Consider the following 13,950-nt stretch of genomic DNA (forward strand, 5'->3'; position numbering starts at 1 on the left):
ATGCTTTTCATCTAATATTCAGTTTTCAAAGAACAATTCTCTTTCAGAGATTATATTTAAATAATCCCTGAAAACTAAATAGAACAATATAATAGTCAATCTGTTTTGTTTTTATCTCCATAGAAAGGAGGTGATCCATCCGCACGTTCCCGTACGGATACCTTGTTACGACTTAACCCCAATCGCTAGTCCTACCTTGGGACGCGCCTTCCTTACGGTTAGGAAACGTACTTCTGGTATTACCAACTCTCGTGGTTTGACGGGCGGTGTGTACAAGACCCGAGAACGTATTCACCGCGACATAGCTGATTCGCGATTACTAGTGATTCCGGCTTCATGAAGTCGAGTTGCAGACTTCAATCCGAACTGAGACCGACTTTTTGAGATTAGCTCCCCCTCGCGAGATTGCGACTCTTTGTATCGGCCATTGTAGCACGTGTGTAGCCCAGGACATAAGGGGCATGATGATTTGACGTCATCCCCACCTTCCTCTAGCTTACACTAGCAGTCTCGTTAGAGTCCTCAACTTAATGGTAGTAACTAACGACAAGGGTTGCGTTCGTTGCGGGACTTAACCCAACACCTCACGGCACGAACTGACGACAACCATGCACCACCTGTCTCAATGTTAACCTCCACTACATCTCTGTAGCTTTGCACTGGATGTCAAGCCCTGGTAAGGTTCTTCGTGTTGCTTCGAATTAAACCACATGCTCCACCACTTGTGCGGGTCCCCGTCAATTCCTTTGAGTTTCACTCTTGCGAGCATACTACTCAGGCGGAGTACTTAATGCGTTAGCTGCAGCACTGAGGTAATCCCCAATACTTAGTACTCAACGTTTACGGCGTGGACTACTAGGGTATCTAATCCTATTTGCTCCCCACGCTTTCGTGCCTCAGCGTCAATAATCAGCCAGTAAGCCGCTTTCGCCACTGGTGTTCCTCCATATATCTACGCATTTTACCGCTACACATGGAATTCCGCTTACCTCTCTGATATTCTAGTTCCGCAGTTTTCAAGGCGAACCGGAGTTGAGCTCCGGGCTTTAACCTCAAACTTGCAAAACCGCCTACGCACCCTATACGCCCAATAAATCCGGATAACGCTTGCCACCTATGTATTACCGCGGCTGCTGGCACATAGTTAGCCGTGGCTTTCTGGTAAGGTACCGTCAAGATAAGAGCATTTCCTCTCCTATTTTTTCTTCCCTTACAACAGAGCTTTACAACCCGAAGGCCGTCATCACTCACGCGGCATTGCTTCATCAGACTTTCGTCCATTGTGAAAAATTCCCTACTGCTGCCTCCCGTAGGAGTCTGGGCCGTATCTCAGTCCCAATGTGGCCGATCAACCTCTCAGTTCGGCTACGTATCATCGCCTAGGTGGGCCTTTACCCCGCCTACTAGCTAATACGCCGCATCCTCATCTTCTAGTGATCCAAACGGATCTTTGAATATTTTCTCATGCGATAATAATATCCATATGCGGTATTACCTTTCGTTTCCAAAAGTTATCCCCCGCTAGAAGGTAGATTAGATACGTGTTACTCACCCGTTCGCCACTGAGGTGCAAGCACCTCCGTTCGACTTGCATGTATTAGGCATGCCGCCAGCGTTTATCCTGAGCCAGGATCAAACTCTCATTTTAAATTATTGTTTTGATTCTGACTATTATATTTTATTTGTATATTAAATCTGTACTCAATTTGAAATTGTTACAGGATTGTACAATTGTTGTTCTATTTAGTTTTCAAAGATCATTTCCCACTCAGGGACTTTTTAATAATAGCATAAGTTCTTATCAAGTTGCAACAAATTTTAAAAATTTTTTCCAAAAAATAAAAAAATTTTGAAACACCATATTTTTTGCTCCAAAATTTTAATTTTATAGAACTATTTTTTTATTTCAAAAAAAATGCTCAATTTATCAGGCTTTAGTTTTTTTAGCTGTTGAATTTAAATCATTAACTACTTAGGATAAACTCTAAAAGCTATTTTGCCTTTCATATTTTTAAAAGACAAAATACCCTGATTTTTTAGGAGTCTTTTTAACTTTTCTAAAATAGCAATTTTCTTCTTGAAAAATAAATTTTGCAGCTTCATAATCTTTGTTTATTGTTTCAATGTTAATATCAGAAATTTTATTTTCAAAAATTTCATTCATTCTTTTAATTGACTGATACATAATTATTTTTTCATTTCCTCATATAATGTTCAAAGTTTTCTTTCATATGAAGAATTAGTTTTTGGTTTAAAGTATTTAATATTTTTTATTTCATCAGGTAAATATTGTTGTGCAATTCAACCTTTTTCTTCAACATGAGGGTATAAATAATTAACTCCTCTATTTAACTTAATTGCTGATTTATAATGATTATCTTTTAAATGTGAAGGAACATCATAAGCCATTCCATTTTTGACATCTTCAAAAGCTTTATTAGCAGCCATTAATGCTGAATTAGATTTTTGACTTAAAGCCATTTCAATAATTACTAATCCTAAAGGAATTATTCCTTCAGGCATTCCTATTTGTCTAAATGCTTCACAAGCTTGCATTACTCTTGGTGGTAAAGTTGGATTAGCTAGTCCAATATCTTCATAAGCCATAATAACCATTCTTCTCATTAAAGTTTCATAATCCCCAATTGATAATAATCTACTAAAATAATGTAGCGCTGCATCAACATCACTGCCTCTAACTGATTTTTGTAAAGCTGATTTAAGATCATGAAAATCATCTCCTGTGCTTCCACTTGGATTTTTTCCTTGAGATATGACTGTTGATATTAAATCAATTGTAACTTCTTCATCTTTATACAAACTATTAAATAGTTCAACATTATTTAATAAACTTCTAATATCTCCACTATTTAATTCACATAAATATTTTAAAGCTTCAGTTTTAATATTTAGCTTTACTTTTTTATCTGAAATCAACTTATTAATAAATTCAAAAGCATCATCATGATTAACTCTTTTTAGTTCTAAAATAGTTGCTCTACTTCTAATGGCTGGATTAATTGTGAAAAAAGGGTTTTCTGTTGTTGTTGCAAATAAATAAACATTTCCTTTTTCCATAAAACTTAAAAGAATATCTTGCTTATCGCGATTCAAACGGTGGATTTCATCTATTACTAAAATAAATCTTTCTTTATTTATTGCTTTATCAATTATTTTAGTTAAGTTCTCTTTTTTATCAAAACTCGCATTAAAAATATCATATTCTATATTTAAATCATTTGCTAAAGCCATAGCAAAAGAAGTTTTTCCAACTCCACTTGGTCCATAAAAAATTAAAGAGCGGCAAAAATTGTTACCGATCATACGTTTGATTAATCCTTCTTCTTTTAATAAATGTTTTTGCCCTATTATTTCAGATGTAGATTGCGGTCTTAATAAATAAGCTAATGGTGTGTTCATACTACCTCCTTATTAATAAAAAATAACTAGTTGCTACTAGTTATTATTTTACTATTATTTTGTATTAAAAACTATGTCAAATACTTGTTCGTATTTTTCAGTTGGAATGATTTTTAATTTTGCTTTTACTTCATCTGGGATTTCATCTAAATCTCTTTCATTTTTCTTAGGAATTAAAATTGTTTTTAATCCACTTCTTGAAGCAGAAATTGATTTTTCTCTCAACCCACCAATTGGTAATACGTTACCTCTTAATGTAATTTCTCCAGTCATTCCAATTTCTTTTGAAACCGGTTTATTTGAAAGTCCAGAAATTAAAGCTGTTGTAATTGTAATACCAGCACTTGGTCCATCTTTTGGAACAGCACCTTCTGGTACATGAATATGAATATCATTTTCTTCAAAGATAGTTTTTTCAATACCAAATTTTTCATAATTAGATTTAACATAAGTTAAAGCAATCGTTGCAGACTCTTTCATTACATCACCAAGCTTACCAGTTAGAATTAAGTTTCCTTTTCCTGGGTAAAGACTTACTTCAATAGGTAAAATATCTCCACCAAATTGTGTATAAGCTAATCCAGTTACAACTCCTACTTGAGATTCATCTTGTTTTTCTGTGTGATCAAAAATTCTTTTTCCCAATAGATCATTAATTGTTTTTTCATCAATTACTATTTTTTTAAGTTCACCATTTAAATTCTTAACAATATATTTTCTGACGATTGAGTTAATATGTCTTTCTAATTGACGAACTCCAGCCTCTCTTGTGTAAAATTTAATAATTTCGTTAACTGCACCTTCAGTAAATGTAATTTCTTCTGAAGTTAATTCATGTTGTTCAATTGACTTTGGAATTAAATAATCTTGAGCAATTTTAACTTTTTCAATTTCTGTATAACTTGATAAATTAATAATTTCCATACGATCATATAAAGCTTCTGGAATATCTTCAGGATAATTAGCAGTTGCAATAAACATTACTTGACTTAAATCATATGCTTCTTCAATATAATGATCTGAAAATTCTTTGTTTTGTTCAGGGTCTAATACCTCTAACATTGCACTTGCAGGATCTCCTCTATGATCTGATGCCATTTTATCAATTTCATCTAGTAAAAATAATGGATTTTTAACTTTAGCTCTTTTCATAGTTTGAATAATTCTTCCTGGCATAGAACCAACATATGTTTTTCTGTGTCCACGGATTTCTGATTCATCTTTAACTCCACCAAGACTGACTTTAACAAAATTTTTCCCAACAGCTTCAGCAATTGATTTTGCTAAACTTGTTTTACCAACTCCTGGAGGACCAACTAATGTGATAATTGGTGCCTTTAATGATTTTGTTTTTGTTTTAACAGCTAAATATTCAATGATTCTTTCTTTAACTTTTTTCATTCCATAATGATGTTTATCCAAAATTTCTTTAGCAAATTTTAAATCTGTCAAGTCTTCAGTTTCTTCTCATCATGGAATACTCATCATTCAATCAATATAATTTTTTTCTGTATTTCACTCAGGTGTTCCAGATTGCAACGCTTCAACTCTTTTAATTGAAGCTAAGATTTTTCTTTTTACTTCTTCTGGGAAAGGTTCTTTTGATAAACGTTCTTTATATTTATCTAGAGAAGTATCATCTGAACCATCTTCATCATCAAGTTCATCTTTAATAATTCTCATTTTTTCTCTTAGATAATATTCTTTTTGTTGTTTATCCATTTTTTCTTTTAATTTTTGATTCAAATCTTGCTCAATTTGAGTTTTTTGTTTTGCTGCTTCAACTGATTCAGAATTTCTTGTTGCATAATCTTCTTCTGAAAAAATTATTTTTTCAATTATTTGTCATCTTGTTTTTAAAGATGGTGAAGTTATATATTCAGGATTTGAAAGAATTCTTGAAGGTGCTACTTTAAACATAATTGAATCAAATACAAGCGCAAGATCATCTAATTCTCCAGCAATTAATTGTCTAACCTGTTTTGTAACTAAAGTTCCTTTAGTTTTAACGGCTTCTGCAATTTTATTAACTAATTCAGTTAATTCTTCTTCTGAAAAATCATTAATTGACTCAACAAATTCAACGTTTGAATAAGGTATTTGATCTTCATTCTCATACATTTCTATTACTTTGCATCTTTGAATAGGATTTGCACTAATTGTTAATGATTCATCTTTTCATTCTTTTATAACTTCAAAATCAATTAAGATTCCAAAATTATGTAAATCTTCAAATTTTGGCTCTTCAATTGAATGATCAATTTGTGGTATAGCAATCATTTGATTATTTGAATTTTTGATTGCATAGTTAATACTTCTTAGGGTATTTTTTCTTCCAACCTCTAAGTTTTCTTTTATTCCTGGAACAATAAATGTCCCCCTAATGTGGAAAATAGGTAATTTTATTTTTTTACTCATCTCATAACCTCCTATGTTGGTTAAATATATATTATCACAATAATTAGCAATTACAAGTGTAGAGTGCTAAAAATAAAAAAACCTTAAACAGGTTTTATTATCTTTATTAATTATCCATTGTTTGAGTATAAAAAGTCAACTAATAAATCGTTAATAATTTCTGATTTTAACATTTCTGGATTTACCATTGTTTTAATTTGATCAGTAGGAATTCCAAATTGTGCTGCTAAGTTTTCAAATTTTTCATTAATTGCTTCTTCAGTTACTTCAAATTTTTCTACACTTCTAATTTCTGATGTAACTAAATAAGTTTCTAGTTTATTTTTAGCATCTGCTAATAACTCAGCTTTTATTTGTTCATCAGTTAATCCAGTAACTTTTTTATATTTTTTAATATCTAAACCTTGTTGTTTAATTTGCGCTTCAAATTCTTTTCTCAAATCAGCTGCTTGATTTTCAATAGCTGTTTTTGGTAATTCAATTGTTGAGTTTTTAATAATTTCTAAAATTAAATTATTAACAAACTCATTTTTAGAACTTTGAGTTTTTTGTTTTAAGATATCTTCTTTTACTTTTGTTTCAAATTGAGCAAATGTTTCAACATTTGGTAAATTTAAATCTTTTACAAGTTCATCATCTTTTTTAGGTAATTCTCTTGCCTTAATTTCAGTAATATTTAATTCAAAAGTTGCAGGTTTGTTAGCTAATTCTGGATTATAGTTTTCTGGGAAAGTAACATCAATTTTAGTTTCTCCTAATCCTAAACCAATCATTGAATCTTCAAAACCAGGAATAAATTGGTTTGAACCAATAACTAATTTATGACCTTTAGCTTCTCCACCTTTGAAAGCTTCACCATCCATAAATCCTTTAAAGTCAAAAGTAACTACATCACCTTTAGCGATTTTAGCATCATCTGTTTTTGGTTTTTCCATAATGAATTGTTCACAGTATTGATCAATAACTGCTTCAATTTCTTCTTTTGTAACTTCTATAGCTTCTTTTGTAACTGATTTAATATTTTTGTAATCACCTAATTTGATTTCAGGTTTTAAGTCAAAAATAAATTCGATAACTAATTCTTTTTCACTTACTTTTGCTGGAATTGGTTCTGGTGAGTTCATTGGTTCAATTTTAACTTCTTGTGCTCTTGCAAAATCAAACGCTGGTGAAACCATCATTCTAAATGCTTCGTTGTAGATTTTTGAAGGAGTTACATATTTTTCAGCTTGAGCAGCTGGAATTTTACCTTTTCTAAATCCTGGTACTTCTAAATTTGCAAGTACTCTATTTTTAGCTTTTTTCAAAGTATCGGTTCATTCTGTTCCATCAATAGTAACAATTCATTTACCTTGACCTTGTTCAATAATTTTTAATTCTGTAAATTTCATTTTCTTTCCTCATTCTATTTTTATTTTTTATAAGCAACAGCAATATTTTTTGGCTTAATGCTTAATGTTTTTACAATTATTTCTTCTACTGTTTTATTAATTTGACTTTCATCTAACATTTGATTAAAGTCTTTTAAAGAAATCTTAATTAAAACGTATAGTAAGTTATCGTGGTATAAGTCAGTTAATACTTCAATATCTTTAACGTTCTCTAAATCTGAATTTGAACGCATTAAAATTGTATTTTGAATTAATTTATTTAAAGCATTTATTTCAATCTCTAATGCTCCACGGTTATTTCTTTCTATTGAAATATACATAATCTTACACCTCTTTCTTCTTTATTATTGTGCTCTACCACTATATTTACCATCTGTTGTAGAGATGATAACTCTTGTTCCTATATTAACAAATAGTGGAACCATAATTTCTAATCCTGTTTCAACAACTGCCTTTTTTAATGCACCACTTGTTGTGTCACCTTTAACAGCTGCTTCAGCTTCAGTTACTTCTAATTCAACTTTATCTGGTAAAGAAATACCTAAAACTTCTCCATCAAATTCAGTCATTTTAATCATTAGTCCATCTGTTAAAAACTTGCTTTCTCATTCAAGTCTTGTCATTGGAATTTGAATTTGTTCATAACTTTCAGTATCCATTAAGTATGCATCACTTCCATCATTGTATAAGTATTGCATATCTTTTCTTTCGATCATTGCTTTATCAACTTTTTCTCCACCAGTGAAAGTAATTTCTACTCTAGCTCCAGTTCTTAAGTTTTTAGCTTTAACACTAACTTTTCCTTGTTGTCTTCCTGTTTTAGAGAAAGATTGTTCAATAACAACAAATAAATTACCTTCGTATATAAAAGTTGTTCCAGGACGTAAATCATTTACTGACATTTATTTTCCTTCTTTCTTTTTTAAGTTTTAATCAAAATAAATTATAGCATTTAAGCTAAAAGTTTGAAAGTTTTTCATTTAGTTTTGTCTTGTTTAAAGTGAAATACATAACTTCAAAAACAATTATTGAAACACTTAATTGAATAACATCAACTATAACCTCTTTAACAACTAGTGTATTTCTTGTTGCAATTTCTACTGAATTTCAAACAGTAAAGTATAAAAATGGAATATAAATAAAAACTAAACAACTAGCTAAAATTGCTGCTCCATGTTTTGTTAGAATCTTAGACCCAAACTTCATAAATAAAAACATTAGTATATTTATAATTATTGTTATCCCCATTGTTATTATTGAGTTTAAAGCTAGATCCATAATTGCACCATAAACAATTCCAGATACTAACATTCCATAGCCAGGTACAAAATAACAAAATGCTAAATATACCCCTGTTGTAAATTGAATAGCAACAGAATCAGTTGTAAAAAACATTGTAACTAATGATAAACTTACTAATAGCGCTGATAATAAACTAATTAAACAAATATATTTAATTGATCATCTTTTTTTATTCAAAACAGTCACCTATCTTCAAATCATTTAGATTATTTAACTTGTAATTATTTGCTTCAATCATTTTTTTGCCTGTTCTTTGAATTAATAAAATTAATATTTGTTGATCTAAAGTCTGCACAATAATTCCTTCATTATTAATATCAAGAATTGTTCCTGGTTTTTGATTAATAACTTTTTGATTAATAACTTTTGCCTTTTCAATCTTATATCTTTCTTGACCTTTAAAAGTATGTGCAATTGGTCTTGGTGCTAAACTTCTAATGTGATTTCAAATGTTAATAGCTGAATCATTTCAATTAATTTTTTCTTCTTCTGTTGTAATATTTTTTGAAAAAGTAACTTCTTCTTCAACTTGAGGAATTGGTACTAATTCATTATTATATATTTTAATTAAGTTTTCTTTAATCATTTTTTGCCCAAGTACAGCTAACTTTTCAAACATTGTTCCAGAATTATCTTCATCTGTTATTTTTATTGCTTCTTGAATATAATAATCACCAGCATCCATTTTCTTAACCATTTTCATAATTGAAATTCCAGTTTGAGAATCACCATTTTTAATAGCATATTGAATTGGAGCACCACCACGATACTTTGGCAATAAACTTCCATGAATATTGATTGAATCTATTTTTGGTAATTCAAGAATTTTAGTTGGCACAAATTGCCCATATGCACAAGTTACAATAAAATCACACTCATATTGTCTAATTTCATCAAAAGCTTCTAAGATTTTAATTGGTTGAATCACTTTTAGATTATTTTTTATTGCTACTTGTTTAACGGGTGTAGGCATTAACTCTTTTTTTCTTCCAACAGGTCTATCTGGTTGAGAAATAACTAATTTGACTTCCACATTTTTCATTTTAATTAAAGTTTCAAGAATACTTGCTCCGATTTGTGGAGTTCCACAGAATATAACCTTTATTTTATCCATTTTGTTCCTCCACTAATTCTTTTACTTTTTTTAATATAACAACCATTGCTAAAGTATCTCTATCACAATATTTTAACATTCCTTCTTGTACTTTTAGATCTCATGCTGCTTGAGGAATTCTTCCATCAACAAATTTTCTAAATGTTTCGCTGGCTTTATCACCTTTATTAATAACTAAGTCATTATATGAAAAGTTTGGATCCAAACTTGGTTGGGTTTTTTTGATTGAAAAACTTCCTTTAAAGTTTGGATGATAAATTAAGAAAGAAGGTCTTCCTGTATTTTTATCACTTTTAAAAAAATCCATTAAATCAACCGTATTTTGAATTATATACGCTAAAGGTTTTGCGTATTTTGGAAATAGCATTGCCAGTTTTCTTAATACACCTTGTTCAAAACTTTTGTTATAAGCTACATAAATTCCTGGTCCATGTTTAAAACAATCTTTAATAAAGTTTTCCATAAATTTAATTCTTGGATCTGTTTCTTGTTGATTACTTAAAAAACTATAATGATGCATTGTTTCTGGTTTTTTGTAATCATAATTTTCATCAACAATAACATCAATTGAGTATTGAAATGGAGTTTGATAATAAGTATTAACTAAATTAAATCTTGGTATTGCTCATTTTGCTGTTTCAAAATCATACATATAAATTGGGAACTTCTTATATGTATTTAAAAATTCATTAATAAATTCAATATTATCGAAATCAATTACCCTTCATTTTGTTTCATCATTAGGATATTGTTTTTTCAAGTTATAAACTTCAAATAGCCTTTTAGCAGTATGATTTTTTTCAAAAAATGATTGACCTTTAGCATCTAAGACTACACTTTGTTCAAAAATACTTTCATAATCTTTGAAGTAAGGTGATTTAGAATTTCTGATTACATGAGATTTATTTGCACGAGGAAATCCTGTTATATGTCAGAAACCTGGTTCATTTTTATCAAATCAATTCATAACATGAAAACAATCATCATAATTTGAATAGTTCATTGCATAATTTCAACCAAGCTTTTTATTTTTTTTAAAACTTAATGTACATTTTTTATTATGCATAAATTCAGGAATTTCATTTTCTTCTTTTCCAATTGCTAAATATTTAGAAATATTCATGAAGATTTCATCTAAATTAAAATTTTCTTTAAAATCTTTTAAATCTTGTTTTAGTGTTACTCTTTTTTTGTCTGTTCCATATGTTAAATAGTCCAATTGAACTAATTTCATTAAATCAACTTCAATTGGTTCTTTGTCATATTCAACTGTAAAATCACTATTAACAAAATCTTTAATTTCTTCATAAGTAATTTTTCCTAAATTTGCAATAAATTTTTTTGCTTGATGACCAAATGTTTTCTCAGTAATAACTAAATCAGAATTCATAATGTAATCAGAATTAATTTTTGCAATGCAAATATCATCAACAATAAAACCACATTTTTCTAAAACGTATACTTGGTACATTAAGTCAAAAAAATGTTCTGCTTTTACTTTTGTTGTTGCTTTAGCTTCAATTATTTCTACATGTTTATTTTCTTTAATTTTTAAAACATCACATCTTGTTCTAATTTTTTCTTCATCAAAGCTAAATGCTGCTTCATAAATATATTCATAATTATTTGATGCTAATAATTCTTTTGTTTTAATTTCTGCTTCAACAAATTTGTATTCTTCTAAATCAGCTGTTTGCTTTTTAATTTTTCTTTTTTCATTAGCTAAAATATTTACCATATTAAAGTATTCTTTTACCTTTGAACCAAAAGCATTTCCATCTTCAATTGTTTCACCAGCAAATAACTCAGGGTCAAATCCTGTTTCAGATTCTCATGCATTATTTCATTGTTCTAAAAATTCTTCTTTTTCAATTTCATCCATTGAATCCATATTTAAGTATGCTGAAAATAAATCAATTGATTCTGCTGATTTTGAAAATTCTTTTTCATCTTCTAAACTACCATCAATGTCTAATTCAAAAATCTTATCTTTTTTTCATTTAACTGCTTTTGCAAAGTTTTGTTTGTTATCTCATATTCATGCTTTTTTAATGCATTCTTTCATAGCCATTTTAAATGTCTCTTTATTTACTTTTGTTATTAAATTACTCATATTTGACCTTCTTGATTTATTTCTTATACTTTATATTTTACTAAATAAGTTTTTGCTATGTTTTTTAAAATTGAAAATATATTAAAAAAATGACAAGCATGATTAATGTTTGTCATTTTTATTAATTAAAACTAATCCATTAAACCAGCTTTGTATAAATTTTGAAAATGTCCTGGTTTTGCTTTTAAATCATTGAAAGTTCCAGTTTGAACAATTCCTATTCCATCTTTTCCTAAAACAATAATTTGATCAGCATTTTTAATTGTTGATAAACGGTGAGCAATTGAAATTGTTGTTCTTCCAACCATTAACACTTCAAGTTTTTCTTGAATTTCTTTTTCAACAATATTATCTAAAGCACTTGTGGCTTCATCCAAGATTAAAACTTGTGGGTCTTTTAAAAACATTCTAGCAATAATCATTCTTTGTTTTTGACCACCAGATAGCATAAAACCACGTTCTCCAAGAATTGTTTGATAACCTTCTGGTCAAGTCATAATTAAATCATGTAACTCAGCTTTCTTACATGCTTCGATAACTTCCTCGTTAGTTGCATTGAATCTACCATACTTAACATTTTCAAAAACATCACCATAAAGAATTTGAGGATCTTGTTCGACATATCCAACATGATTTAAATAACTTGATAACTTTACGTCTTTTAAATTTACCTTATCATTAATTATAATTTCACCTTCAGTTGGATCATAAAATCTTAGTAATAATCTAGATATTGTAGATTTACCACTTCCAGTCTCACCAACAAATGCATATGATTTACCTTTTTCAAAAGTAAAATTAAATTTAGGTAAGATTTGTTTTGATGGTTTTTCAGGATAAGCAAAGCTAACTTGTTTAAATACTATGTCGCCATCAATTGATTTAACTTCAACACCATCATTATAATGTGGATTCATAATTGATGTAGCTTTGATAGTTCCTTCAATACGTTGAGCTGATACAGAAGCTTGCGCTATTCCAACAGCTGACATAACAACTTGGAATAATGGCCCAACCATTATTCCTTGAGCTAAAGTGAATGAAGCAAATGTACCCATAAAAAATACTAAACTTGCTCCGCTTTTTAGTGCTTCATCATTTCCATATTTTAACATTGCTACTCCAATTGAAATAAATTGAATAAAACTAATTCCAGAAAATAGAATTGTTATCATTAACGCTTGAACTTTAGCAAGTTTAGTTGATTCAACATAATATTCTCTATGTAATTGGTTAAAATGTTCAGTTTCATAATTTTCTGTACCTGTTGCTTTTATTAATCTAACAGTTGAAATTCTATCAGTAACATTCCCATTAATATCTGTGATAACTTCACGAACTTTTGTAATATGTTTTTTTGTGAAACCAAATGAAATCAACATTAATAGTAATACTACAAAAAACATTCCTAAAACTGAAGCTGCTAATGTAGGTTCAAAAATAAACATCATTATTGATGCACCAATGATTGTAAAAAATGCACTTATTAAAGTTACAGGAACTTGCGCTGATTGATCACCAACTATTTGTGTATCAGAAATAACCTTAGTTATGATTTCACCAATTTTTTTATCTGAATAATATGATATATCTTGTCTAACTAAAGCTTCTAGTGATTTATTTCTCAAATCTATTTCAATTCTTTTTGAAAGTAAAACTGAAAAATATTGTGATAAAAAAGAAACAAAGGCACTAAGTAAAACTATTCCCATTGCTATTCCTAGAGTTGTTTGTCAATGAAGACCTCAAAAATCTGGATCCTTAATATGTGTAGTTCCTTCTGCTATTGCAACCTGTTGAGCTATTTTGTCAGATATGTCCATTGTCATTTGTCTTGTTAATAAAGGTATTAATACAGATGATACTACTGAAATAATTGTTAGAAAAATAATTATTGATGATAATTTTCATTCATACTTAAAATATGTTCGAATCATTGAGAAAAAACTTCCACGAGTTTTAGCTCATGTTTTATCCTTTTCAATGATTTTGTTATATTGTTCATCATGTTCTTCTTGTGTTATTTGTTTATTTTTTAGTTTAGTATTTAAAGTTTTAGATTCTTTAATATATTCATCATTTAAAATTTTGTATTCTTTTTGTTTCATATTTCCACCTTTTTAATAAAAAAGTAACTTTATTAAAAAGCTACTTTAAATTCTAATAATTCTATCACTATTAAATATTATTAT

The 13,950-nt window shown here is 29.1% G+C and carries 10 protein-coding genes and 1 rRNA gene; all 11 read right to left on the reverse strand.

Annotated features, from left to right (window positions below; genetic code table 4):
• Positions 1–123: 123 nt before the first annotated feature.
• Positions 124–1,648: ribosomal RNA gene (locus tag CK556_RS02280) — 16S ribosomal RNA — on the reverse strand.
• Between the two features lie 363 nt (positions 1,649–2,011).
• Positions 2,012–2,185 (reverse strand): MepB family protein, encoded by a 174-nt coding sequence (locus tag CK556_RS04045; protein WP_211229654.1) that lies wholly within the window; start codon positions 2,183–2,185, stop codon positions 2,012–2,014.
• Positions 2,186–2,187: 2 nt separating this feature from the next.
• Positions 2,188–3,420 carry a replication-associated recombination protein A gene (locus CK556_RS02290; protein WP_027875649.1) on the reverse strand — a complete coding sequence of 411 codons (1,233 nt, stop codon included), beginning with the start codon at positions 3,418–3,420 and terminating at the stop codon, positions 2,188–2,190.
• 54 nt (positions 3,421–3,474) lie between these two features.
• Positions 3,475–5,838: an endopeptidase La gene (gene lon, locus CK556_RS02295; RefSeq protein ID WP_036246708.1), complete on the reverse strand. Its 2,364-nt coding sequence runs from the start codon at positions 5,836–5,838 to the stop codon at positions 3,475–3,477.
• 110 nt (positions 5,839–5,948) lie between these two features.
• A complete protein-coding gene (gene tig, locus CK556_RS02300; RefSeq protein WP_027875647.1) occupies positions 5,949–7,229 on the reverse strand; it encodes a trigger factor in 1,281 nt (426 codons plus the stop codon).
• A gap of 20 nt (positions 7,230–7,249) precedes the next feature.
• Positions 7,250–7,549: an MMB_0454 family protein gene (locus CK556_RS02305; protein WP_027875646.1), complete on the reverse strand. Its 300-nt coding sequence runs from the start codon at positions 7,547–7,549 to the stop codon at positions 7,250–7,252.
• A gap of 24 nt (positions 7,550–7,573) precedes the next feature.
• Positions 7,574–8,131: an elongation factor P gene (gene efp, locus CK556_RS02310; RefSeq protein ID WP_027875645.1), complete on the reverse strand. Its 558-nt coding sequence runs from the start codon at positions 8,129–8,131 to the stop codon at positions 7,574–7,576.
• Between the two features lie 55 nt (positions 8,132–8,186).
• Complete coding sequence (locus CK556_RS02315; RefSeq protein WP_027875644.1) at positions 8,187–8,708, reverse strand: ECF transporter S component family protein; 522 nt, start codon at positions 8,706–8,708, stop codon at positions 8,187–8,189.
• Complete coding sequence (gene fmt, locus CK556_RS02320) at positions 8,701–9,645, reverse strand: methionyl-tRNA formyltransferase (RefSeq protein ID WP_027875643.1); 945 nt, start codon at positions 9,643–9,645, stop codon at positions 8,701–8,703. Before fmt ends, CK556_RS02315 begins: the two co-directional genes overlap by 8 nt.
• Positions 9,638–11,758, reverse strand: coding sequence for a DUF2779 domain-containing protein (locus CK556_RS02325; RefSeq protein WP_027875642.1), 2,121 nt, complete (start codon positions 11,756–11,758; stop codon positions 9,638–9,640). The genes fmt and CK556_RS02325 overlap by 8 nt, the downstream gene beginning before the upstream one ends.
• A 131-nt stretch (positions 11,759–11,889) precedes the next feature.
• Positions 11,890–13,866 carry an ABC transporter ATP-binding protein gene (locus CK556_RS02330; RefSeq protein WP_084545417.1) on the reverse strand — a complete coding sequence of 659 codons (1,977 nt, stop codon included), beginning with the start codon at positions 13,864–13,866 and terminating at the stop codon, positions 11,890–11,892.
• Between the last annotated feature and the right edge of the window lie 84 nt (positions 13,867–13,950).

It is taken from the genome of Mesoplasma chauliocola, from assembly GCF_002290085.1.
Classification (GTDB): Bacteria; Bacillota_I; Bacilli_A; order Mycoplasmatales; family Mycoplasmataceae; genus Mesoplasma; species Mesoplasma chauliocola.